The organism is Pseudomonas sp. R4-39-08 (assembly GCF_003852275.1).
GTDB lineage: Bacteria > Pseudomonadota > Gammaproteobacteria > Pseudomonadales > Pseudomonadaceae > Aquipseudomonas.
Genome location: NZ_CP027733.1, coordinates 3,869,188 through 3,891,418, shown reverse-complemented (window position 1 = coordinate 3,891,418; position 22,231 = coordinate 3,869,188). Strand labels below are relative to the sequence as shown.

The 22,231-nt window shown below is 61.1% G+C and carries 21 protein-coding genes and 1 riboswitch; of the genes, 8 read left to right on the top strand and 13 right to left on the bottom strand.

What is annotated here, in order from left to right:
- Nucleotides 1-69 precede the first annotated feature (69 nt).
- Nucleotides 70-840, bottom strand: a complete 771-nt coding sequence (locus C4J88_RS17945) for a hypothetical protein (RefSeq protein ID WP_124407725.1) — start codon at nt 838-840, stop codon at nt 70-72.
- A gap of 243 nt (nt 841-1,083) precedes the next feature.
- On the opposite strand from C4J88_RS17945, the gene C4J88_RS27450 reads away from it, so the two are divergent.
- Nucleotides 1,084-1,242 carry a hypothetical protein gene (locus C4J88_RS27450; protein ID WP_164487727.1) on the top strand — a complete coding sequence of 53 codons (159 nt, stop codon included), beginning with the start codon at nt 1,084-1,086 and terminating at the stop codon, nt 1,240-1,242.
- Nucleotides 1,243-1,312: 70 nt separating this feature from the next.
- On the opposite strand, the gene C4J88_RS17940 is transcribed toward C4J88_RS27450, so the two are convergent.
- From C4J88_RS17940 to C4J88_RS17925, 4 genes are all read right to left on the bottom strand, one after another.
- A complete protein-coding gene (locus C4J88_RS17940; protein WP_218567104.1) occupies nt 1,313-2,386 on the bottom strand; it encodes a toll/interleukin-1 receptor domain-containing protein in 1,074 nt (357 codons plus the stop codon).
- Between the two features lie 310 nt (nt 2,387-2,696).
- Nucleotides 2,697-3,212, bottom strand: a complete 516-nt coding sequence (locus C4J88_RS17935; protein ID WP_164487726.1) for a hypothetical protein — start codon at nt 3,210-3,212, stop codon at nt 2,697-2,699.
- Between the two features lie 418 nt (nt 3,213-3,630).
- Nucleotides 3,631-3,873, bottom strand: a complete 243-nt coding sequence (locus C4J88_RS17930; protein ID WP_124407724.1) for a hypothetical protein — start codon at nt 3,871-3,873, stop codon at nt 3,631-3,633.
- Between the two features lie 352 nt (nt 3,874-4,225).
- Nucleotides 4,226-4,456 carry a DUF6124 family protein gene (locus tag C4J88_RS17925; protein WP_124407723.1) on the bottom strand — a complete coding sequence of 77 codons (231 nt, stop codon included), beginning with the start codon at nt 4,454-4,456 and terminating at the stop codon, nt 4,226-4,228.
- 418 nt (nt 4,457-4,874) lie between these two features.
- On the opposite strand from C4J88_RS17925, the gene C4J88_RS17920 reads away from it, so the two are divergent.
- Complete coding sequence (locus C4J88_RS17920; protein WP_124407722.1) at nt 4,875-5,447, top strand: nucleotidyltransferase family protein; 573 nt, start codon at nt 4,875-4,877, stop codon at nt 5,445-5,447.
- Here the strand turns inward: C4J88_RS17920 and chrA are convergent.
- Nucleotides 5,436-6,656 carry a chromate efflux transporter gene (gene chrA / locus C4J88_RS17915; RefSeq protein WP_124407721.1) on the bottom strand — a complete coding sequence of 407 codons (1,221 nt, stop codon included), beginning with the start codon at nt 6,654-6,656 and terminating at the stop codon, nt 5,436-5,438. The genes C4J88_RS17920 and chrA overlap by 12 nt on opposite strands.
- 190 nt (nt 6,657-6,846) lie before the next feature.
- On the opposite strand from chrA, the gene C4J88_RS17910 reads away from it, so the two are divergent.
- From C4J88_RS17910 to C4J88_RS17900, 3 genes are all read left to right on the top strand, one after another.
- A complete protein-coding gene (locus C4J88_RS17910) occupies nt 6,847-7,287 on the top strand; it encodes a TspO/MBR family protein (protein WP_124407720.1) in 441 nt (146 codons plus the stop codon).
- Nucleotides 7,287-8,252: an alpha/beta hydrolase fold domain-containing protein gene (locus C4J88_RS17905; RefSeq protein ID WP_124407719.1), complete on the top strand. Its 966-nt coding sequence runs from the start codon at nt 7,287-7,289 to the stop codon at nt 8,250-8,252. The genes C4J88_RS17910 and C4J88_RS17905 overlap by 1 nt, the downstream gene beginning before the upstream one ends.
- A gap of 93 nt (nt 8,253-8,345) precedes the next feature.
- Nucleotides 8,346-12,185, top strand: coding sequence for an ATP-binding protein (locus C4J88_RS17900; RefSeq protein WP_256659139.1), 3,840 nt, complete (start codon nt 8,346-8,348; stop codon nt 12,183-12,185).
- On the opposite strand, the gene C4J88_RS17895 is transcribed toward C4J88_RS17900, so the two are convergent.
- From C4J88_RS17895 to C4J88_RS17880, 4 genes are all read right to left on the bottom strand, one after another.
- Nucleotides 12,177-12,941: an ABC transporter ATP-binding protein gene (locus C4J88_RS17895; protein ID WP_124407717.1), complete on the bottom strand. Its 765-nt coding sequence runs from the start codon at nt 12,939-12,941 to the stop codon at nt 12,177-12,179. The genes C4J88_RS17900 and C4J88_RS17895 overlap by 9 nt on opposite strands.
- Complete coding sequence (locus C4J88_RS17890) at nt 12,938-13,942, bottom strand: iron ABC transporter permease (protein WP_124363622.1); 1,005 nt, start codon at nt 13,940-13,942, stop codon at nt 12,938-12,940. The genes C4J88_RS17895 and C4J88_RS17890 overlap by 4 nt, the downstream gene beginning before the upstream one ends.
- Nucleotides 13,939-14,949, bottom strand: a complete 1,011-nt coding sequence (locus tag C4J88_RS17885; RefSeq protein ID WP_124407716.1) for an ABC transporter substrate-binding protein — start codon at nt 14,947-14,949, stop codon at nt 13,939-13,941. Before C4J88_RS17885 ends, C4J88_RS17890 begins: the two co-directional genes overlap by 4 nt.
- Before the next feature lie 114 nt (nt 14,950-15,063).
- Nucleotides 15,064-15,258: riboswitch (cobalamin riboswitch) on the bottom strand.
- A 37-nt stretch (nt 15,259-15,295) separates the two neighbouring features.
- Nucleotides 15,296-16,225, bottom strand: a complete 930-nt coding sequence (locus tag C4J88_RS17880; protein WP_124407715.1) for a DNA/RNA non-specific endonuclease — start codon at nt 16,223-16,225, stop codon at nt 15,296-15,298.
- 134 nt (nt 16,226-16,359) lie between these two features.
- Here C4J88_RS17880 and C4J88_RS17875 point away from each other — a divergent pair, with 134 nt between their 5' ends.
- Together C4J88_RS17875 and C4J88_RS17870 are read left to right on the top strand one after the other, a co-directional pair.
- Nucleotides 16,360-17,421 (top strand): M4 family metallopeptidase, encoded by a 1,062-nt coding sequence (locus tag C4J88_RS17875; protein WP_124407714.1) that lies wholly within the window; start codon nt 16,360-16,362, stop codon nt 17,419-17,421.
- 28 nt (nt 17,422-17,449) lie between these two features.
- Nucleotides 17,450-17,752: a protealysin inhibitor emfourin gene (locus tag C4J88_RS17870; protein ID WP_124371273.1), complete on the top strand. Its 303-nt coding sequence runs from the start codon at nt 17,450-17,452 to the stop codon at nt 17,750-17,752.
- Between the two features lie 276 nt (nt 17,753-18,028).
- Here C4J88_RS17870 and C4J88_RS17865 read toward each other — a convergent pair whose 3' ends face one another.
- Nucleotides 18,029-19,420, bottom strand: coding sequence for an aldehyde dehydrogenase family protein (locus tag C4J88_RS17865; protein WP_124407713.1), 1,392 nt, complete (start codon nt 19,418-19,420; stop codon nt 18,029-18,031).
- A 105-nt stretch (nt 19,421-19,525) separates the two neighbouring features.
- On the opposite strand from C4J88_RS17865, the gene C4J88_RS17860 reads away from it, so the two are divergent.
- A complete protein-coding gene (locus C4J88_RS17860) occupies nt 19,526-20,398 on the top strand; it encodes a LysR family transcriptional regulator (protein ID WP_124369000.1) in 873 nt (290 codons plus the stop codon).
- 185 nt (nt 20,399-20,583) lie between these two features.
- On the opposite strand, the gene C4J88_RS17855 is transcribed toward C4J88_RS17860, so the two are convergent.
- On the bottom strand, nt 20,584-20,793 hold the full coding sequence (locus tag C4J88_RS17855) for a hypothetical protein (RefSeq protein WP_124363615.1): 210 nt from the start codon (nt 20,791-20,793) through the stop codon (nt 20,584-20,586).
- A gap of 101 nt (nt 20,794-20,894) precedes the next feature.
- Nucleotides 20,895-22,091 carry an amino acid aminotransferase gene (locus C4J88_RS17850; protein ID WP_124407712.1) on the bottom strand — a complete coding sequence of 399 codons (1,197 nt, stop codon included), beginning with the start codon at nt 22,089-22,091 and terminating at the stop codon, nt 20,895-20,897.
- Nucleotides 22,092-22,231 lie beyond the last annotated feature (140 nt).

The following is a 22,231-nucleotide window of genomic DNA, read 5'->3' as shown; positions in this document are numbered from 1 at the left end:
TCGAACCGCCTAAAACGGAGTGTCGGTGAGAGGCTGCTATCGGCCAGATCCGGTCAGTCATGATCTGCATTAAAGCAAGCCATAGGCAGTATGTTGCTCCTTGACCATCTCCAGATACGCTATGAACGCGTCCATGGCGTAGCCATGTTCCTTTTCAAAAATAGGTAGTAGCTCACTCAGTCGCATTGGCTCCTGTTGCCCGAACGACCAGCCGACCCGCCCGTTGATTTCGATTCGCCTGACCACATTGATGTGTCCTAACGCGATTGAGCGAGGATGGCCATGCTCATGCTGATTCCGAAAGTCGCTTGTCGCCTCATTAAAGGTTTGTTCTGCCATTCGATTCAATGAGGTAGCAAGCACTGGCCAGCGGGACCACGCTTCGCTCACGGTCTTGGCCTGCTTCATACTTGTATGACCACCATTCCAGTGCGGCGGGTTTTCAGGCCATTTCAGGAATGCAATTGCATGATAAGAGGTCGCAGTTGCTGCATGTATTAGTCGGCCACGCAGGGCTTGCGGCGCCGAGAGGCACAGAGTGGTCAGCGGTTTGACATGGTCCAACAACAGATTGTATTGATCCTCCTCTGAAGCCTTCTCGTAGATCGGACGCCAAGCGTGCAAGAAATGAATGTATCTCACGAAGCCGTTAATTGAGTTGGCAATCTCACGCAATGCATCCTGCGCAACCGTATGAAAAGGCATCGCCACCATGTTGAAGCTCTCCCCCCCAAACAGTTTCGGGTAGGGTGCCAGCTCCAGTAGCGGCGTACTTCGCCGATTGCCCCTGAACGCTGCATATAGCTCAAGGGCGCGATCATCTGTATATGTGTCGACCATGGCTACGCTCAGCAAAGGTATTCGCTGAAGACTATCTGGTATGCAGGGAAACTCGAAGTGTCAACTCACCAATCCGCCGGAAAGGTTTGGATCAGCATGGGAGGGGGCAGAAAGCGGATACAATCTATCAGCCTATCTAGGACGGCCGACTGAAGCCGGCTACAAGCGGACTGAAGCACTCTAGGCCGGGTGGCCTCATCTACCGAGCGGGGGTATTCACGGTAGCACCACGGCAGCTACTGAATGACGTTGATCGACTTCGGGATCAAGGTAACCGGCCTTCTCTTCCTCTGCGGCCTGATGATGACCCAGATGCCCAAGCAATGGCAGGCAGTGCCCGGCTGGCTACTGGTCAGTCGGGCCGGAATCGCCTCTTCTGCACGGCTATCGTCATCATGGTGAAGGTGCCAGTGCTTTTATTCGGAGCATTGGTATTTGCTGGATTTAAAACGAGAACTGCAAATATAGGTGATCAGGATAGTGATCGACGCAAAGATGGGGAGACGCTGTTAATTGAGCAGTCCCCACCGAGAAACCAAGAAACAGAAATTTTCTGTCCGCTCGCAAGAACTCTCAAAACATGTTCAATCAAAAATGACTTGAAATTAAGTTCATTTTTTATTTGTGAAAGACTCGTAAAACCATTGTTTACAATGGCGGAGACTACTGAGCGAAACACCACGTCGTAATTCTCCACATGGTCACGAGCATACAATTCAAATCCAGCGTCAGTTACTGAGATAGAAGGAAGTTCTCCTCCCAAACTATGCTGAAGATCTAATGTCCCGTGCTCACCGAGCACCTCAACTGATTCTCTTAGTTGATGTTCTGGGATGATCAATTCACCATCATTGCAAAAAGCCGAAATGCTTACATGTCTTGAGCCTGTTTCCAGCGCGAACTCGCATGCCAGTTTGTATACTAGGCTGTCTACATTATTGTGGCCGGCGACACTTGAGCCAAAGCCACCTACATATGCCGGTGGTTTGCCCAGAGCCGGCTTGTCCGAAGCACCAAAAATCGAAGCAATGATACGTTCAAGGCTGGGCTGATATGAGGCTGTATCGTGAATGCTCTCCCAAAGAGTCGCTTTCAAAACTTCAGGAACTTTGCAATCGTCGATAACAACAGGAATTAACTTACTCCCAGTATTGATTCGCTTCACACATGCAGCATCAAGCTCATGTTTGACCCAGGGTTTTTCAACGCTATTTTTCGACAACACAACTATTACTGCCTGGGCATCCTTAATCCCTTCTTCAAAAATCTTCGTTATGAGGCTGTCGCCAGGTAGCATTTCCCATTTATCAAGCCACGCATCAACTCCATTAGCCCTTAACTGCGTCGCGAAATCCAATACAAAGCGTTCTTTGTCTTCACTTGCATGACTTACAAATACTTTGGGCGACATGTCAATTCTCGCGTTCTGGTTGTGCCAGATTATGAGCATCGCCGCTAAAAAATAGCCACCACTATCAATCTGGTGTAGCGATAGCTTCGAAGCGCTTTCCAGCAGTGTACGTCTGCCGGTCTTGAGTACCGCCAACCGGTCCAGCTCCTAGCGCTTACGCTCCTCAGCTAAGTTGCCCAGCCGCACGATGTCCAGCCTTCGCGCCCGGCCCGGAGCAAATCCTAGGTGAGGCCTTCGCAGGCTGTCAGTGTGAGTCGCCCCTACTGTCGAAGACAATTTGAAGTGTCAGCTTTAGAGTGGAATCTACACTTGGCAGGTGTCAGCATTTGGCCGAAAGCAGCCTCTCGCGACATACAATGATTGGCATACAACGTAAAACCGGGATCAGACCACAGGTCAAATATAACCCCCGCCTTTACGATGGTAGCCTGACCCCGTTTTTACGCTACAGCGTCGGTAACCGGTCCAACGCACAAGTACGTTCTATTTTAGGCTCACCGGCGGTGGGCAAGCGTACGCCCGAATCGACATTGAATATGTCGATGTAACACCGGCTCAGCGAGCCCGGGACGTCGACAATCCCTCCCTTGATTACATAGCGTGCGCCCGGCGCAAATTCGCTGACAAACGCTACGCTGCACGAGCGATTGGCATTGGCCACGCCGCGCATTTCCAAGTGCAGCGGTTTGCCGGCTTCAATCGGAAAAAAACCCTCCGGCGTCGAGACATTCTTATAAACGGAAACCAACTGCTTCCCCATCCCCGACTCAGTCGCCACGGTTCTGCCGTATTTGCAGCCGATGGCAGGCGCCTGGACCAGAGTCACGCCGTTTCGATAATTTTCCATAGAGACCAGTTCGCTGCGGATCATCGCCTGGGGCGCCCCCGCAGGCACAAGGTATTTCGGCGCTGGGGCGCAGCCTGCAAGCAGCAGAACTGAACACAGGTAAAGAGGCTTCATAATTTCCTTATTAATGGCGGAAGAGGCGGCGTTAACAGGCCTGATCAATCAGAATGAGTCAAGCAATAAGTGAGAAGAACGAGCGTCTGACCAGGCTTGAAATAAAGGTGAATCGTCCCTGGTTTACTAGATAGGCGCAATGGCCGCATTTGGCCGATTCTGTTGAAAAAGTCGGCTTCGGTTTCCATGGCAGAAAAGTACGCGTCTGAGATTGAAATCTGTGTTTTGCGCAGAAGGTTCAGGGCTCAGATTTGACGTAGCAGCGTGCAAAAAAGGCGTTTCACCGCTCAATGCATGGGTACTCAGGCCGGGTCGACTTTTTCAACACAATCGGCCGAATGTTGCCTGTCGCGAGGGGCAGGAAACGACCCAAAGCGGACGTCCAGGGCGAGCTTCTGAGAATGCTCGCTAAGACGATTTATGCGGCAAAAGTAAGCACTCTTGCCTCTTGAGTATCCGCTATGAACGCATTGACTTGCTCTTGCAGATGCGGGGAAAGTTCTGGGTATTCATCTGCAAGGTATTCGATGACCGTATCTTCTTCCCAAGGGCCTAGCGAAGTCATGTAGTCAGGGTACTGATTTTGAATTTCTCTCCATGATTGGTAAGGATGCTTGGAGAGCAACATGACTGTTCGGGTGTAGATAATATGAATCTGCACGAATCTATTTCCGTATGTTGACGTCTGGGACACCGCCAGGCGAGTTTATATCCTTTTCAAGATTGCCTTCCTGTTGGCAGCTTCTGCCTGAAGAAAGTGGTGGGCTGGACGTCCGCTTCTGGCCGAAAGCCGCCACCCACTCATTCGATCCAATAGTAGCTGTTTGATTAGGCCCCTCTGTCTTTAGGCTACCAACGGCATGCTTACTAAACGCCTGCCCTTGCAGCGTGTCACCTCATTTTGTATTGCATACGCCCCCACCAGGCTCATCAAAAAGCAAATCGCCAAACCGTTGCATACGGCCTGCAACGACTCAGCGATTAATCAGGCTTTTTGATTTAAATGCTGTCAATCAACCCGTACACGGCGCCTCACGGTCAAGCAATTTGCCGGTGAGCAGTACGCCCAGTTCACTCAATTGATGAATCGCCAGCGCGACATCGCGGTGCTTGCCGTGGAGGTCTTCGGACAGGTCGAGCAGCAGGGTGCTGACGCTGGTGAAGGTTTCGAAACTGTTGGTGATAAGGGTTTCACTACTGGCGTCGGGGGTGACGCTAAAGAGCGCGGTTGAATCAGCAGCCATTGTTAAGTTCCTTGCTTGGGCCACGACCTCATCGCTACTAAACAATAAGGCGGTAGCTGTACGCAGGTTAGTAGACCGGTGAAACCTAACAAAACCGGCGCGCCCGAGGGCGCCCTACGCACAGCCACCATCAAGCACAGACGGGAAGTCTGATGGAGGGAGCGTGTGCACTTGTTAGGTTAAACCGTGGGCTACTAAACCCGATCGCCGAGAGATTCAGCGACCGAGCCACCTTAAATACGGCCACCCCAGCGCACAAGCCGGCGGATTCTGACGCAAGCGTAGGCAATGGAGCAAGGTGCCGCAGGGTGGCGAACGCTTTACCCCTTCGAACCCACAGAAAAAGCAGACCACCACCAAATCCTTCACCACGCTGTTGTAGAGTCACTGCACACCGAATTGACCACCCAGGGACCCCATGACATTGACCGTCGACACCTTGCTCAAACTCGCCATGGCCAACCCTATCAACGCTGAGATTACCGCACGCTTGCCGTCGCTGGGGCTGGAGCAGTGCATGCTTACGGCGGGCTGTCTGTTCCAGGCGGTGTGGAATCATCAGGCGAGTCGGCCGGTTGATGCGGAGGTGAAGGACTATGACGTTTTCTACTTCGACCCGGACGTGTCCTACGAGGCTGAGGATGCGGTGATCCGCAGGGCCGAGTCGTTGTTCCGGGACCTGGGGGTTAACGTGGAGGTGAAGAACCAGGCGCGGGTTCATCTTTGGTATGGGCAGCGGTTTGGCCGGCCTTACCCTCAGTTGCACTCGGCCAGGCAAGGGGTGGACCGTTACCTGGTGGCGGGTACGTGCATTGCCTTGGATATTGCCACGGGCGAGGTGTATGCGCCGTATGGCTTGGCGGATGTGGAACAGGGCGTGCTGCGCATCAACCCGGTGCATGCCGAGCCCGAGCTGTTTTTGCACAAGGCCAGGAGTTATCAGGAACGCTGGCCTTGGCTCAGGATTGTGCCGCCGGGGTCAGCCGAATAAACCGCCGAGCACGCTGCACCCGATCACCACCAGCCACGGCGGCAATTTCATCAGCATCAATGCCGCCAATGCGAGCATTGCCAGGGCCAGGTCGTAAACGCTGAAAATCGCGCTGGTCCATACGGGCCGGTACAACGCCGCCAGTAACAAACCCACCACCGCTGCGTTCACACCGGCCAGCGCGGCCTGGGTGCGCGGGCTGTGGCGCAGGCAGGCCCAGAAGGGCAGCGCGCCGAAGATCAGCAAAAATGACGGCGCAAAGATCGCCAGCAGGCCGATCAGGCCGCCCAGCCAGTCGGTAGGGGCGTGGGTCATCGAGGCGCCGAGAAAGGCCGCGAAGGTGAACAGCGGGCCGGGCACGGCTTGGGCGGCGCCGTAGCCGGCGAGGAAAACGTCGTTGCTCACCCATTGGCTGGGCACTACCTGGGCTTGCAATAACGGCAGCACTACGTGGCCGCCGCCAAACACCAGTGAGCCGGTGCGGTAGAAGGCGTCCACCAGCGCCAGCGTGGGGTCGCTCGTCCAGTCGGCAAGCAGCGGCAAGCTCACCAGCAACAGCAGGAACAGCGCCAGCCACAGCGTTGCGGCACGGCGGCTGATGGCGATGGGCAGTGCGTCGGGCTCGGCACGGGGCGCGGGCTTGAACAGCAGCAGGCCGACCACCCCAGCCACGATGATCACTGCCACCGGGCTCCAGGCAGACGGTTGCAGCAGTACCCAACCGGCGGCGCCCAGCATCAATATTATCCGCGCCCAGCCCCGACACAGGGTGCGCGCCATGCCCCACACGGCTTGGGCCACCACCGCCACGGCGACAATCTTGAGGCCATGCAACGCGCCGGCGGGCAGGGCACCGCCATAGTGAGACAGGCCCAGGGCAAACAGAATCAGCGCGATGGCCGACGGCAAGGTGAACCCGGCCCAGGCCGCCGCGGCACCCGCGTAACCGGCACGTGACAGGCCCAACGCGATGCCGACCTGACTGCTGGCCGGGCCGGGCAGGAACTGGCACAGGGCGACCAGTTCGGCATAGCTGTGTTCACTGAGCCAGCGTCTGCGGGTGACGAATTCCTCGCGAAAATAACCCAGGTGCGCAATCGGCCCGCCGAAGGAGGTCAGGCCCAGGCGCAGGAAGATCAGGAACACTGACCCCAGGCTGCTGCGGTGATCGGCATGGGTGGCGGGCAAGGTGAGGCTCCCTGGTGGCATGTGCAGAACCCGGCAAATCGATGTGGGTTGGTTAGGCACCTTACCGATTTTTCATGACGCGCAGAAGAGACGGCCTGCCTGTCATTTTTGCCGTGCACATTGAATTTATCGGCGCCGATTTGAGTCATTTAAAGCTGAGTCACTTAAAGCATAGCCTTGCCTTCCAACCCTTTAACCTCAAGGACCGACCATGACCTTCTTCATCTTCCTGCTCGCCTGCGCCGCCGCCGCCAGTACCGGTGTGATTTTCAAACCCGGCGCCTGGTACGAATCCCTGGTCAAGCCCAGCTTCACTCCGCCCAACTGGTTGTTCCCGGTGGCGTGGACGATTATCTACCTGCTGCTGGCCTGGGCCGGTTACCGCTTGAGCCTGATCCCAGGCAGCGAGATGGTGTTGGCGCTGTGGGCCACGCAGATTGCGTTGAATACGCTGTGGACGCCGGTGTTCTTCGGCGCGCATCGCTTGCTCGCCGGAATGGTGATCATTGTGCTGCTGTGGCTGACCGTGGCGGCGATGGTGGTGCTGGCAGTGCGTCTGGACCTGATTACCGGCCTGATCCTGTTTCCGTACCTGGCCTGGCTGTGCGTAGCGGCGGCGTTGAACTTCTCGATCCTGCGAAATAACCGTTGATGGCTTACCAACACTGGCCCGCCAGCGAGCCCGAACTGGCCCAGATGCGCCGCTTCAATCGCACGCTTGCGTGGTTGCCGCGCTTCAAGATCCGCAACCGCGTCACGCCGCGTGTGATCCAGGCGCTGTTGCGCACCCGGCAAAGGTTCCAGAAACCGCCTGTGGTGGAAATCCGGCTCATCGGCGCCGTGCCGGTGCGTATCCTGCGGCCCGCCGGTGCGCCCAAGGGCGTGGTGCTGGATATCCACGGCGGCGGCTGGGTGATTGGCAATGCGCAAATGAATGACGACCTCAACCTCGGCATGGTGCGCGCGTGCGACGTGGCGGTGGTATCGGTGGACTATCGGCTGGCGGTTAACACGCCGGTGGAAGGGTTGCTGGAAGACTGCCTGGCCGCTGCGCGCTGGCTGTTGGCGGACTGCGCGGAGTTTGCCGGCCTGCCGGTGTTTTTTGTCGGCGAATCGGCCGGCGGGCACCTGGCGGCGGCGACGTTGCTGGCGTTGAAGCAATGGCCGCTGTTGCTCCAGCGTGTCCATGGCGCGGTGTTGTACTACGGGGTGTATGACTTGACCGGCACGCCGAGTGTGCGCAACGCCGGGCCGCAAACGCTGTTGCTCGATGGGCCGGGAATGGTCACGGCGCTGCGCTTGCTCACGCCGGGGATCACCGATGACGAGCGTCGACAGCCGCCCTTGTCACCCTTGTATGGCGACTTCGCCGGCATGCCGCCAGCGTTGATGTTCGTGGGCGAACTGGACCCGCTCAGGGACGACACGCTGCTGATCGCCGAGCGCTGGAGTCAGGTGGAGGCGTATCTGTTGCCGGAGTCGGCCCATGGGTTCATTCATTTTCCCGTGGCGATGGCGGACAGGGTGTTGGTGTACAGCCGTGGCTGGATAAAGGCGCGTCTGCACACCGCGCAACTCACGACGCCATGCGACGCCGTCGACCCTGGTACTGAATGAGTCCAATGGGAGGTTTTTATTCGACGGTGGTCACAGTGACAGATACATGCCTTTGCAATCGCCTAAATCTGTTGGTGGTCCAAACCCGTGATTATGCATTCCTTCTTGTCGGGCGGTGGCGAACTGGCCTCCCTGATCCAGTCCAAAGATTGGTCGGCAACCCCGCTGGGGCCGATCGAAGCCTGGCCACAGAGCCTGCGCACCACCGTCAGCCTGTGCCTGGCGTCCAATTTCCCGATCAATATCATCTGGGGCCCCGAGAACACCCAGATCTATAACGACGGCTACAAGGTGCTGTGCGGCGAGTCGCATCCACGCGCCTTGGGCGAGGGGTACCACGTGACCTGGGCCAGTGCGTGGCCGGCCATCGGCGGGCCCTTCACCGAGGCGCTGGAGGGGCAAACCAGTTTTCTGGAAAACCAGCGCATGTTCCTCACGCGCAATGGTTACCTGGAAGAGACTTTCTTCACCTTTTCCATCTCGCCTATTCGTGATGAAACCGGCGGCATCGGCGGGCTGTTTCACCCGGTGACGGAAACCACGGTGACCATCCTCGCCGAGCGGCGCACCCGTGCGTTGCGCGATCTGACCGGGCAGTTGGCGGTTGCCGATGACTTGCCCAAACTGATCGCGTTGACGGTGCAGACGCTGGCAGGGTTCAACTTCGATATTCCGTTCCTGCTGTTTTATGAGTGGGACGCCCAAGGCAAGGGTTTCCGCCTGGCACAACACAGCGGTATCGCCGCCAACACCGCCGCATCACCGGCCTGGATCGACGCGGCCGACACCACGCCCTGGCCGTTGGGCGCCGCGTGCGAGCAAAAGCGCACGCTGCAGGTGGACAACATCGAGGCGCTGTTTGCCGGCGTGGCCTGCGGGCCCTACCCGGAGCCGTCCCAGACCGCCTTTGTGCTGCCGCTGGTGGTGCCGGACGACGCACAGGCCCCGTTGATTCTGGTGGCCGGCGCTTCACCCCGCTTGCCGATGAACGACATTTACCGAGGGCTCTACGAATTGCTGGGGGCAGCGCTCTCGGCGGCACTGGCCACCGTACGTGCGCGCGAGTATGAGCGCCAGCGTGCGGACGCCCTGGCGGCTATCGACCAGGCCAAGACCACCTTTTTCACCAACATCAGCCATGAATTTCGCACGCCCCTGACCTTGATGCTCGGGCCGCTGGAAGAGTCGTTGGCCCTGGGCGATACGCTGCCCGAGGATGAGCGTGAGCGGGTCAGGCTGGCTTACCGCAACGGCCAGCGCCTGCTCAAACTGGTCAACTCGCTGCTGGAGTTTTCCCGCATTGAGGCCGGCCGCGCCCAGGCGACCTATGCGCCCGTGGACTTGCCTGCACTCACGTCTGACCTGGCCTCCAACTTCCGATCGGCCTGCGAGCGCGCCGGCCTGGCGTTGATCATCGACACCACACCCTTGCCCGAGGCGGCTTACGTCGACCGCGACATGTGGGAAAAGGTGGTGCTGAACCTGATCTCCAACGCCTTCAAATTCACCCTGGCCGGGCACATCCGCGTCAGCGTTGCGCCCAGCGCCGATGGCAGCGCTGCCCAGGTGCGCGTGAGTGACACCGGCACCGGCATCGCGGCCCATGAACTGCCGCGTTTGTTCGAGCGCTTCCACCAGATCGAAAACCCTGCGGGGCGCTCGTTTGAAGGCTCGGGTATCGGCCTTGCGCTGGTGGATGAACTGGTCAGGCTGCAAGGCGGCACGCTGGACGTGACCAGTGAGGTAGGGGTAGGCACGACGTTCAGCATCAGGCTGCCCCTGGGCAATCGGCATGTCCCCAAGCCGCTGCACACCGAGGCGTTGCAGTACGGTTCTACCACCAATGTGAGTGCCTACGTGGAGGAGGCGCTTGGCTGGTTGCCGGATGCATCAGCGCTGGTTGACGTGGCCCAGACACACCCTGAGCCCGAGGCCGAGTCCTTCCAGGGCCACGTGCTGCTGGCGGACGATAACGCCGATATGCGCGCTTACGTTGCGCGCCTGCTGTACGCCGCCGGCCTGGACGTAGAGACCGTGACAGATGGGCAGGCCGCGTTGCAGGCGGCCCGCGAAAACCCGCCGCAACTGATCTTGACCGACGTGATGATGCCGGTGCTCGATGGCTTTGGCCTGTTGCGCGCCGTGCGTGAAGACCCGCGCTTGCAGGCGACGCCGGTGATTCTGCTGTCGGCCCGTGCGGGTGAAGAAGCCCGCGCCGAGGGCCTGGCCGCCGGTGCCGATGATTACCTGATCAAACCGTTTTCGGCGCGTGAGCTGGTCTCCCGCGTCACCTCCCATCTGGAGCGCGCCCGCAACCGCCGCGTGGCGACATTACGCGAAAGCGAAGCGCGGCTGCGCCTGGCGATCGACGCCGGGCAGATCGGTGAGTGGGAACTGGATATCGTCACCGACAGCACGGTGCGCGCCGAGCGGCATGACCAGATTTTCGGTTACCACGAGCGGGTGCCGCACTGGGGCATGCAGACCTTCCTGGAACATGTGCTGCCCGCAGACCGCGACGCGGTCGAGGCGACGTTCACGCGCGCGGTGGCCCAGGGCAGCAGCTGGGATTTCCAGTGCCGCATCCGCCGCGTAGATGACCAGCAGGTGCGCTGGATCATGGTGCGCAGCATGCCGCAACTCGATGCCCACGGGCGCACCCTGAAAATGTTCGGTTTGGTGCAGGACATCACCGACCAGAAACGGGTCGAGCTGGGCATGCAGGCGCTCAATGAAACCCTCGAACAACGCATCACCGAGGCCATGGAAGAGCGCAGCAAGGCCGAAGAGCAACTGCGCCAGGCGCAAAAACTCGAAGCCCTGGGCCAACTCACCGGCGGCGTGGCCCATGACTTCAATAACCTGCTGACGGTGATTCGCTCTTCGCTCGACCTGCTGGAGCGTCCGGAACTGCCCGAAGCGCGGCGCAGCCGTTACCTGGCGGCGATTTCCGACACGGTCAACCGAGCGGCGCGTCTCACCGGGCAGTTACTCGCGTTCGCCCGTCGCCAGGCATTGAAGCCGCAGGCGTTCGACGTCAGCCACAGCGTGACCTCGCTGGTGGAAATGATCGAATCGCTGTGTGGTGCCCATATCCGCGTCATCACTGAGCTTGCGCCCTACGATTGTTTCGTCTATGCCGACTCCAGCCAGTTCGATTCGGCGCTGGTCAACGTGGTGGTCAATGCCCGTGATGCGATGAAGGGCGTGGGTACCCTGACCGTCGCGGTAGCCTCCGTCGACACTCTCCCGGCCCTGCGCGGCCAGCCTGCGGTGCCGGGGGCGTTTGTGGCGATCGCGGTGAGCGACACCGGCAGCGGCATACGCCCTGAGCATCTGGAGCGCATATTCGAGCCGTTTTTCACCACCAAGAACGTCGGGCAGGGCACCGGGCTTGGCCTTAGCCAGGTGTTCGGCTTTGCCAAACAGTCGGGCGGCGAAGTGCGGGTCAGCACCGAATTCGGTCGAGGTTCGACGTTTACGTTGTACCTGCCCAAAGTCATTGCGCGGCCGCGGGAACCGGAGGTGGAGCTCGAGGCGGCGCCGATGACCGAGGGCCGTGGCACCCATGTCCTGGTGGTGGAAGACAACGTCGAAGTGGGTACCTTTGCCACCCAGGCCCTGGAGGAACTGGGCTTTCAGGCGACCTGGGCGATGAATGCCGAGCAGGCCCTCAAATTGTTGTCCGATGAGGCCGACGCGTTCGACGTGGTGTTTTCCGATGTGATGATGCCCGGCATGAACGGGCTTGAGCTGGCCAAGGAAATCCAACGGCTGTGGCCCGCCTTGCCCATCGTGCTCACCAGTGGCTACAGCCATGTGCTGGCGCAACAAGGCACCCACGGTTTCGACCTGCTGCACAAGCCGTATTCCATTCATCAACTGTTGCTGATCCTGCGCAGGGCCTGTTCGACACCTGCGGGCTCAGGCTGAGCGCAGGCGTAGAATCTGCGCGCCGTCGAACGGGTCGGTCAGGTAATGCGCCTGCACACCGAAGGTGGCCCGCAGCCGTTGGGGAGTCAGTACCTCCAGCGGTTTACCCAGCGCCACCAGCCGGCCCCGATCGAGCACGGCCAAGCGATCACAGGTCAGCGCCTGGTTGAGGTCGTGCAGGGCAATCAAGGTGGTGACCGGAAGCGCCTGCACGCCTTTGAGAATCGTCAGTTGGTGCTGGATGTCCAAGTGGTTGGTCGGCTCGTCCAGCAGCAGGATCTGCGGGCGCTGCGCCAGTGCGCGGGCGATATGCACGCGTTGGCGTTCGCCGCCGGAGAGGCTGCGCCAGGCGCGATGGCTCAGGTGTGTGACGTCCACGTCGTGCAAGGCCTGGCGCACGATGGCGTCATCCTCGCCCGACCACGGGCTCAGCGCCGACAGCCATGGCGTGCGGCCCAGGGCGACCGCATCGAACACGCGGATGGCGTCGTCGGTATCGGCCTGTTGTTCCACCACGGCCACGTGCTGCGCGATGGCGCGGCGCGACAAGTCGCCTAAACGCTTGTCGCCCAGGCGCACCTCACCGCTGGCCGGCGTACGCAACCCCGCGAGCAACTTGAGCAAGGTCGATTTGCCCGACCCGTTCGGCCCGACGATACCCAGGGTTTCACCCGCCGCAACCTCAAGGTGGACGTCGCACAGCAACTCGGCCTCGCGCACCTTGAAGCCCAGCCCGCTGCAGCTCAACACACTCATCGCGCATTCCTCCGACCGATCAGGATCAGCGCAAACACCGGCGCGCCGACCAGCGCGGTGACCACCCCCACCGGAATCACCTGGCCTTTGATCAGGGTGCGCGACAGCACATCGGCGGCGATCAGGAACAGCGCGCCGCCCAGGGCGCTGGCGGGCAGCAGACGGGAGTGTCCGGTACCCAGCATCAAGCGCATGGCATGGGGGATCACCAGCCCGACAAATCCGATGGAGCCGACAATCGACACCATCACCGCCGTCACCACCGCCGCGCAGCCCACCAGCACGAACTGCACGCGCCGCACCGGGATGCCGAGGGCGGCCGCCGAATCCGTGCCGAAGGTAAACGCATCCAGTGCGCGACGGTGCCACAGGCACACCACCAGCCCCACGACCGCCACCGGCACCGCCAGCCACACCGACGGCCAACGCACGCCGCTGAGGTTGCCGAGCAGCCAGAACATGATGCCCCGCGCCTGTTCGGAGCTGGCGGATTTGGTGATCAGGAACGCGGTGAGCGCATTGAACAGCTGCGAGCCGGCGATGCCGGCGAGGATGATCTGCCCGGTGCCGCTGGACGAGCCGCTGGCCCGCGCCAGCAGAATCACCAGCGCGAACGCGGCCATGGCGCCGACAAATGCCCCCGCCGACAACGAAACCAATCCGCCGCCCACCCCGATCAACGCGATCAGCACCGCGCCGGTCGAAGCCCCGGCGCTGATGCCCAACAGGTACGGATCGGCCAACGGGTTGCGCAGCAACGATTGCAGGATCACCCCGCACGTCGCCAGGCCCGCACCGCAGGCGCCGGCCACCAGGGCGCGGGTCAGGCGGTAGTTCCACACCACGCCTTCATCGATGGGGTCGAGTGCGTAGCCGGCTGCCCAGAGTTTGTTGGCGAGCACCTGGAGCACAACCTGCGGCGAGATGGCCGTTTCGCCGATGGCCACGCCGGCAAGCAGGGCGATCAGCAGCAGTGTGAGGGCGAGCAGGGTCCGTATCATTGCGCCAGGTCGTAGCCGTCGATGGCCGCAGCCAGTTGGTCAAGGCCGTCGAATGTGCGCAGGCTGGCCTGCAGCGCCAGGGCGTCGAGGATGATGATGCGGTTGTGTTTGACTGCGTCCATGTTGCGGGTCACGGGGTCGCTGCGCAGGAAGGCCAGCTTCTTTTCATGGTCGTCTGCGGGATAGCGGCGCCGGTCCATGCGTGCGATCACCAGGAAGGTGGGGTTGGCCTTGGCGAGGGTTTCCCAGCCGACGGCGGGCCATTCTTCATCGGACTGCACCACGTTGCGCAGGCCGAGGGTGTGCAGCATGAATTCGGGTACACCTTTATGGCCGGCCACGTAGGGGTCGCTGGCCATTTCGGCGCTGGAGAACCACACCAGCGCGCTGGCTTGCTTCAAGCCTTTGCGCTGCACGGTGGCAATGGACGTGGCCAGGCGCGCCTTGAGTTCATCGGTCAGTTGCTGGCCGCGCGCCTGTACGTCGAAGATCTCGGCCAATTGGCTGAGGCTCTTGTAGATCGTCTCGATGCGAAACGGCTGCAGTCGCGTGCCGTCGGCGCCCACCCGGTTGTCTTTGTCTTCGCAGTCGGAGGGCAGCAAGTAGGTCGGGATGTTCAGTTCCTGAAACTGCTCGCGGGTGCCCACCACGCCTTGGGGCCCGACCACCCATTCCAGCTCGGCGGCCACCAGTTGCGGGCGCTTGGCGATCACTGCTTCGAAGCTCGGTTCGTTATTGGCCAGGCGCTCGATGCGCGCGTCCTGCGCCTGGTACTGCGCCAATACGGTGTTGAACCACAGCGAGGTGCCGACCACTTTATCGGCCACGCCCAACGCATACAGCATCTCGGTGGCGGCCTGGCCGATGGTCACGCTGCGCGCTGGCGCCTGCTGGAACGTGACGGGGCTGCCGCAGTTTTCCAGGGTCAGCGGGTAGTGGGTAGGCGCGGCGTGGGCCAGGGCACAGCAACCCAGGCCGATGATCAGGGCCGTAACGCGTGGCAGCATGGGGCAATCTCCGTTTGAACCGTCGGTGAAGCAGGGCAGGTACGGTACGGAAATACACCCACGAGCGCTGCCGGCCGGGCAGGGCAAGGATGGCCTTCCCGGACACCCCGCCGGTTAGTGAGTCACTGGGCCGGCAGGTCTCCTGACTGATGCGTCATCGCCCGGCTCCGGCCTTCCCGGACAACGTCCAGTGGCAGTGGGGAGCAGGCTCGGCACCTACAGTTGCGGGGGCAGTTTCGATTGACGTCGCGGGCGGCGTTTCGAATTCCCTATTAGTCCCGTGGGGGAACCGGCGGCGCTATGGTAGTTGATTCGGCCCACGAGAGGGAGGTTGAAGTGACGCCGGTTACAGGCGAATGTCCCCAGGCCCTCGGATCAGCGCTTCGATCCGCGTCCCCGTGGCGCGCTCTTCATTGCTGAAACCGTCGTAGTCGGCCAGGTTGCCGAAGCGGATGCCGGTCAACTGCTCGATCTGGATCACACTGCGCTGGTAGGTTCTGAGCGGGCCGAAGACCAGGTCCAGTTGGCCCAGCTCGCGGCTCTGGTCGATCATATAGGCGCTGGCGGAAGGCTTGCCGTCGTCGCCAAGGTAGGCCACGACTTTCCAGAACGCCTTGGGGATTTTCACGCCCCGGTACAGGCGGTCGTCGTCGGCGAATACCGGGCCGGTAAATACGCTGGCGCGGGCTTTCCAGCGCTGGGTGTTGTCGAGAATGTAGTCCTCCAGTTCCAGCCAGGTCTTCTGGTTGAAGCCGCTCATCTGCGGCGAGCAGTTGCTGAAATGGAAGGTGTCGCCGTTGGCGGTGTTTGCGTCGTCGCCCCAGTTGGGGTCCTGGCGCCGCACCAGGTGGCCACGGTCAAGGCCGTTGCCGGCGTAGAGGTCTTCGCCCACCTGGGCCTCGAGGGGCAGGCGGCCATCGTAGGCCCAGGTGTCGTTGCTGCGCACGATATCCACGTGCTTGGCGCCGTCGATGTTGACACCGACATACAGCGCCAACCGTCGGGAACGCGACATGCTGATGGAAAAGTGCATGTAGTCCAGGCGCCCGGGCTGGGCGTCGCTGGCCTGGGCCGGGTCCAGCGTGGGCCAGGACACCGCGAAGCTGCCGAGAAAATCCTCGGCGTAGCCGCGCCGGTCTTGCAGGTCCTTGGCCGCGGTGACGCGTGGCGCTGCGGCCCTGGCTTCCAGCAGGGAGGGCGTAGGCGTGATCAAGGGGCGAAGGTCGGCGAGCCTTGGGCGGTAGGCCAGGTCGATTTTGACGTTACGTGCGGGCATGGGGTATTCCTTATGCGGATCGGATAAACACGACTGCAACATGATTTCATGACAATTTGGCCCAGGCGGCAGACTCCGGTCTATCCTGAAGTCGTTAACCGGCCGTTCACCACACGCCAAAAAGGAGCCAGCTTATGTGTGTTCGCCAATCGCGTAACCCGATTTTCTGCCTGATCCCGCCGTACATGCTCGACCAGATTGCACGCCACGGCGATAAAGCCCAACGCGAGGTGGCGCTGCGCACGCGCGCCAAGGACAGCACGTTCCGCTCGTTGCGCATGGTCGCCGTACCCGCCAGAGGCCCCGCCCGCATGGCGCTGGTGGCGGGTGCCGAGAAACAGCGCTCGATCTACAGCGCCGACAACACCGACAGCCTGCCGGGCAAGTTGATCCGCAGCGAAGGGCAACCCGCCAGCGGTGATGCGGCGGTGGACGAGGCCTACGATGGCCTGGGCGCGACCTTCGACTTTTTCGAGCAGGTCTTCGACCGCAATTCCATCGACGATGCCGGCATGGCGCTGGATGCCACCGTGCACTTCGGCCAGGACTACAACAATGCGTTCTGGAATTCGACCCAGATGGTCTTTGGCGATGGCGACCAGCAGCTGTTCAACCGCTTCACCGTGGCACTCGACGTGATCGGCCATGAATTGGCCCACGGGGTCACCGAAGATGAAGCCAAACTGATGTACTTCAACCAGTCCGGTGCGTTGAACGAGTCGCTGTCGGACGTGTTCGGTTCATTGATCAAGCAATACGCGCTGCAACAGACGGCCGAAGACGCCGATTGGCTGATCGGCAAGGGCCTGTTCACCAAAAAAATCAAAGGCACCGCCCTGCGCTCGATGAAGGCCCCCGGCACCGCGTTTGACGACAAATTGCTGGGCAAGGACCCGCAGCCGGGGCACATGGATGATTTTGTGCACACCTACGACGACAACGGCGGCGTGCATATCAACTCCGGCATCCCCAACCACGCGTTTTATCAGGTTGCCACCCGCATCGGCGGCTTTGCCTGGGAGCGTGCCGGGCGCATCTGGTACGACGCGTTGCGCGACGCGCGGTTGCGGCCCAACTCGGGGTTTCTGCGTTTTGCACGTATCACTTACGATGTGGCCGGGCGTCTCTACGGCGCGAGCAAGGATGAGCAGAAGGCCGTCAAGGAAGGTTGGAAAGCAGTGGGCATTAACGTCTGACAATCCGCCAGGGCGGTGAGGAACAGCTATGCGCATCTCGATCAAGGAAAACGGCGGCCCGGCGTTTTTTCCGGGCCTGGCCCAGCCGCGCAGTGTCGAGCTGGACAAGTTACCCGAGCAGGACCAGCGGGAGTTGCGGCAACTGATCGAGAAATCGGAGTTTTTCCAGTTGCCGCAAAGCACCCAACCCTCCTCCGACAACCCGGGGCAGGTGCATTACACGCTCACCGTAAGTGAAGGTGAGCGTGAACACACGGTGTGCGTATTGGCGCCGGTGAAGTCGCAGGCGCTGGACGGGTTGGTGCAGTGCGTGCGACGGCATATTCGCTGATTGCTTAAAGTCTGATACGGCCCTTCAGGGCTGCCTGGATCCAAATGTGGGAGGGGGCTTGCCCTAATGCCAGTCAGTTAAGACGTAGCAGGAGCGAGAACTAACTTGTGGCGAGGGAGCTTGCTCCCGCTGGGGCGCGAAGCGGCCCCAAACAATGGGACCGCTGCGCAGTCCAGCGGGAGCAAGCTCCCTCGCCACAGGTTCGGTGTCGCCTTAACTGACTGGCATTAGGGCAAGCCCCCTCCCACATTTGATGTGTGTTGAAGCCAGGGCTGTTTATTTACGGTCGAACCACACCGTCTGCGCATTACAGAATTCGCGCACGCCAAAGTGCGACAGTTCGCGCCCGAACCCGCTTTTCTTCACGCCACCAAAGGCCACCCGAGGGTCGGAGACGCTGAACGCGTTGACGAAGATCCCACCGGTTTCCAGTTGGTTGGCGATGTCCCGTGCCTTCGCCGAGTCGCGGGTGAAGATACTCGCGGTCAGGCCGAATTCGCTGTCGTTGGCCAGTGCCACTGCATGGTCGGCGTCGCGTGCGGTGATGATCGACGCGACGGGGCCGAACAGTTCCTGTTTGAACGAGGTCATCTGGTCGGTGACGTCAGCCAGTACGGTGGGCTCGTAATAGTTGCCGGCGCCGGCCACTTTGTTGCCGCCGAGCAACAGGGTCGCGCCTTCTTTCACGGTGGCCTGGACCTGGCCGTGCAGTTCATCGCGCAAATCGAAGCGCGCCATGGGGCCGATGTAGGTGGCCGGCGAGGTCGGGTCGCCCATCACCAGGTTGCGGCTGGCTTCGAGGAACTTGGCGGTAAAGGCGTCGACTACGCCGTCTTCGATGATCAGGCGCTTGGCGGCGGCGCAGACTTGGCCGCTGTTCTGGAAACGGCCGATCAGCGCGGCCTGTACGGCAGCGTCGAGGTCGGCGTCGTTGAGCACGATGAACGGGTCGGAGCCGCCCAGTTCCAGCACGCATTTCTTCAATGCCGCACCGGCCTGGGAGCCGATGGCGATACCGGCGCGTACGCTGCCGGTGAGGGTCACGGCGGCAATGCGTGGGTCGGCGATGGCGCTGGACACACCCTCGGTCGTGACGTTGATGACCTCGAACAGGCCTTCAGCGAAGCCGGCCTTTTGGAACGCCTGCTGGATCAGGTAGGCGCTGCCCATCACGTTCGGCGCATGCTTGAGCACGTAGGTGTTTCCGGCCAGCATGGTCGGGATGGCGCCGCGCAGCACTTGCCACACCGGGAAGTTCCACGGCATCACGGCAAGGATCGGGCCCAGCGGGCGGTATTCGATGTGGGCGGTACCGTTGTCGACCAGGGTTGGCTCCGGTGCGAGCATGGCGGGGCCGTGCTGCGCATACCACTCGCTGAGCTGGGCGCACTTCTCGATCTCGGCGCGGGCCTGGGCAATCGGTTTGCCCATTTCCAGGGTGATCATCTGTGCCATGGCTTCGGCCTGGTCACGCAGGGCGCTGGCCAGGGCCAGCAGCAATTCAGCGCGCTGGCCGACGGATTGACGGCGCCAGGTGCGGAACGCAGCGGTGGAACGGTTAAGCGCGGCGTCCAACTGCAATTGGCTTTCGTACGCGTAGCTGGCAACGGTTTCGCCGTTGGCCGGGTTGATCGACAAGGCGTGGGTCTGGTGAGAAATAGCGTTCATGGCACCGTCCTGCTGGGATGATTGGAATGGAGCCCAGCGTACGGGGCTGTATCTTTTCTGGAAACTGAATAATATTAAGCAATACGTTCACGATTGGAGAATGATTTGGATCTGGTGCAGTTGGAAATCTTCAAGGCCGTTGCCGAGCAAGGCAGCATCAGCGCCGCCGCGCAGTTGATCCATCGGGTACCGTCAAACCTGACCACCCGCATCAAGCAACTGGAGCAGGATCTGGGCGTGGAGTTGTTCATCCGCGAGAAAAGCCGCCTGCGCCTGTCACCGGCCGGGTGGAATTTCCTCGGCTATGCGCGGCGTATTCTCGATCTGGTACAAGAGGCCCGCGCAACGGTGGCGGGTGAGGAACCCCAAGGCGCGTTTGCCCTTGGCTCGCTGGAAAGTACGGCGGCGGTGCGTATTCCCGCGTTGCTGGCGGCGTATAACCAGAAACACACCAAGGTCGAGCTGGACCTGAGCACAGGACCTTCGGGCACGATGATCGAAGGCGTGCTGTCCGGACGGCTGACGGCGGCTTTTGTCGATGGCCCGGTGCTGCACTCCACCCTGGAGGGCGTCGCGGTGTTCGAGGAAGAAATGGTGGTGATCGCACCGCTGCACCATGCGCCCATTACGCGGGGGCGGGAGGTGAATGGCGAGAATATCTACACCTTCCGCTCGAACTGCTCCTACCGGCATCACTTCGAGCGTTGGTTCTCACAGGATGGCGCGATGCCGGGCAAGATCTTCGAGATCGAGTCTTACCACGGCATGCTGGCGTGCGTCAGTGCCGGGGCAGGGCTGGCGTTGATGCCGCGCAGCATGCTGGAAAGCATGCCGGGGTTTGCGGCGGTGAGCGTGTGGCCACTGGCCGACAGCTACCGCGTGCTGAACACCTGGCTGATCTGGCGCAGGGGTACGGTGTCGCAGAGTTTGAACAGCTTCGTAAAACTGCTGGAGGAACGCGGGTTAGTAGCAGCATGAATCCAATGTGGGAGGGGGGCAGGCCCTAATCTTGTAGGAGCGAGCTTGCTCGCGAAAAACGTCAACGATAACGCGTAATTCCTGGATAAACGCGGTGGCTGTGAGTTTTTCGCGAGCAAGCTCGCTCCTACAACATCGGGAGCAAGTCGAGTCGTCGCACCGCCCCTCCCACAGTTTGACCTTCATCAGCCGCCGAACTGGAAGGTGCCCATGGCCAGCTTGGCCATGATCGCCGTGGCGCCCAGTTGCACCAGCCACAACGCCAGGCCACCGAGGAATACGCCCAGCGCCACTTGCAGCACCAGGCTTTTCTGGCGCTTGGCTTGGGGCGCGCGTGGGGTGAAGTGGTCCAGTTCGTCGCGGTCGGCGCGCAGGTCCAGGTCGTCGTTTCTCATAGGGTTCTCGCAGCAGAAGGGCAGTTGGTGTCCAGTCTAGTGGGTTCGCCAGCAAAAAGGGGGAAGCCATTGGCTTCCCCCTTCGTATAACGCTGGCAGGTTTACAGCACCTGAACGATCGCGTTGGTCACAGCACCAATGTTGGACTGGTTCAACGCCGCCACACAGATACGCCCGGTATCCAGGGCATAGATGCCGAACTCGCTGCGCAAGCGGGTGACTTGCTCGACGCTCAGGCCGGAGTAGGAAAACATCCCGCGTTGGCGGCCAACGAAGCTGAAGTCGTGGCCGGGAGCCGCCTTGGCCAGTTCGGCCACCATCTGCTCGCGCATGCCGCGGATGCGCAGGCGCATTTCGGCAAGTTCGGCTTCCCACTGGGCGCGCAGCTCAGGGTTGTTCAGTACCGCTGCAACGATCGCCGCGCCGTGGGTCGGCGGGTTGGAATAGTTGGTACGGATCACACGCTTGACCTGGGACAGGATGCGCGCGCTTTCTTCCTTGGATTCGCTGACGATGGACAAGGCGCCCACGCGTTCGCCGTACAGGGAGAACGACTTGGAAAACGAGCTGGACACAAAGAAGGTCAGGCCCGATTCGGCGAACAGGCGCACGGCGGCGGCGTCTTCGTGGATGCCGTCGCCAAAGCCCTGGTAGGCCATGTCGAGGAACGGCACCAGGTTGCGGGCCTTGATCACGTCCAGCACGTTCTGCCAGTCGGCCGGGCTCAGGTCGACGCCGGTGGGGTTGTGGCAGCAGGCATGCAGCACCACGATGGACTGCGGCGGCAGAGCGTTGAGGTCGTCGAGCAGGCCGGCACGGTTGACGTCGTGGGTGGCGGCGTCGTAATAGCGGTAGTTCTGCACCGGGAAACCGGCGGTTTCGAACAGCGCGCGGTGGTTTTCCCAGCTCGGGTCGCTGATGGCGACGACGGCGTCGGGCAGCAGCTGCTTGAGGAAGTCAGCGCCGATTTTCAGCGCGCCGGTCCCGCCGACGGCCTGCACAGTAACCACGCGGCTGGCTTCGAGCAGCGGCGACTCAGCACCGAACAGCAGGGTTTGCACGGCCTTGTCGTAGGCGGCGATCCCGTCGATCGGCAAGTAGCCACGGGCAGCGTGTTGCGCCACACGAATGGCTTCCGCTTCGGCAACGGCACGCAAGAGTGGAATCTTCCCCTCCTCGTCGCAGTAAACGCCCACGCCAAGGTTGACCTTGGCGGTTCGTGTATCAGCGTTGAATGCTTCGTTGAGGCCCAGGATTGGATCGCGTGGTGCCATTTCGACAGCGGAGAACAGGCTCATTTTTGCGGCAGCTCTATGGGGGAAGGGAGGGACGTGTCGCGCTCCAGCCGGATGCACTAGAGCGGTGCACAAACGGGGAGCTAGTATAGAGGCCATCACTGCTGAGGGCGACAGCCGAAATGGCTTTTCGGCCAAGTTTT

Excerpts from the sequence above, each read along its gene's own strand:
- C4J88_RS17945 (WP_124407725.1), bottom strand. The coding sequence starts at position 840 with ATGGTCGACACATATACAGATGATCGCGCCCTTGAGCTATATGCAGCG.
- C4J88_RS27450 (WP_164487727.1), top strand. The coding sequence starts at position 1,084 with ATGACGTTGATCGACTTCGGGATCAAGGTAACCGGCCTTCTCTTCCTC.
- C4J88_RS17935 (WP_164487726.1), bottom strand. The coding sequence starts at position 3,212 with ATGAAGCCTCTTTACCTGTGTTCAGTTCTGCTGCTTGCAGGCTGCGCC.
- C4J88_RS17925 (WP_124407723.1), bottom strand. The coding sequence starts at position 4,456 with ATGGCTGCTGATTCAACCGCGCTCTTTAGCGTCACCCCCGACGCCAGT.
- C4J88_RS17920 (WP_124407722.1), top strand. The coding sequence starts at position 4,875 with ATGACATTGACCGTCGACACCTTGCTCAAACTCGCCATGGCCAACCCT.
- chrA (WP_124407721.1), bottom strand. The coding sequence starts at position 6,656 with ATGCCACCAGGGAGCCTCACCTTGCCCGCCACCCATGCCGATCACCGC.
- C4J88_RS17910 (WP_124407720.1), top strand. The coding sequence starts at position 6,847 with ATGACCTTCTTCATCTTCCTGCTCGCCTGCGCCGCCGCCGCCAGTACC.
- C4J88_RS17905 (WP_124407719.1), top strand. The coding sequence starts at position 7,287 with ATGGCTTACCAACACTGGCCCGCCAGCGAGCCCGAACTGGCCCAGATG.
- C4J88_RS17900 (WP_256659139.1), top strand. The coding sequence starts at position 8,346 with ATGCATTCCTTCTTGTCGGGCGGTGGCGAACTGGCCTCCCTGATCCAG.
- C4J88_RS17895 (WP_124407717.1), bottom strand. The coding sequence starts at position 12,941 with ATGAGTGTGTTGAGCTGCAGCGGGCTGGGCTTCAAGGTGCGCGAGGCC.
- C4J88_RS17890 (WP_124363622.1), bottom strand. The coding sequence starts at position 13,942 with ATGATACGGACCCTGCTCGCCCTCACACTGCTGCTGATCGCCCTGCTT.
- C4J88_RS17885 (WP_124407716.1), bottom strand. The coding sequence starts at position 14,949 with ATGCTGCCACGCGTTACGGCCCTGATCATCGGCCTGGGTTGCTGTGCC.
- C4J88_RS17880 (WP_124407715.1), bottom strand. The coding sequence starts at position 16,225 with ATGCCCGCACGTAACGTCAAAATCGACCTGGCCTACCGCCCAAGGCTC.
- C4J88_RS17875 (WP_124407714.1), top strand. The coding sequence starts at position 16,360 with ATGTGTGTTCGCCAATCGCGTAACCCGATTTTCTGCCTGATCCCGCCG.
- C4J88_RS17870 (WP_124371273.1), top strand. The coding sequence starts at position 17,450 with ATGCGCATCTCGATCAAGGAAAACGGCGGCCCGGCGTTTTTTCCGGGC.
- C4J88_RS17865 (WP_124407713.1), bottom strand. The coding sequence starts at position 19,420 with ATGAACGCTATTTCTCACCAGACCCACGCCTTGTCGATCAACCCGGCC.
- C4J88_RS17855 (WP_124363615.1), bottom strand. The coding sequence starts at position 20,793 with ATGAGAAACGACGACCTGGACCTGCGCGCCGACCGCGACGAACTGGAC.
- C4J88_RS17850 (WP_124407712.1), bottom strand. The coding sequence starts at position 22,091 with ATGAGCCTGTTCTCCGCTGTCGAAATGGCACCACGCGATCCAATCCTG.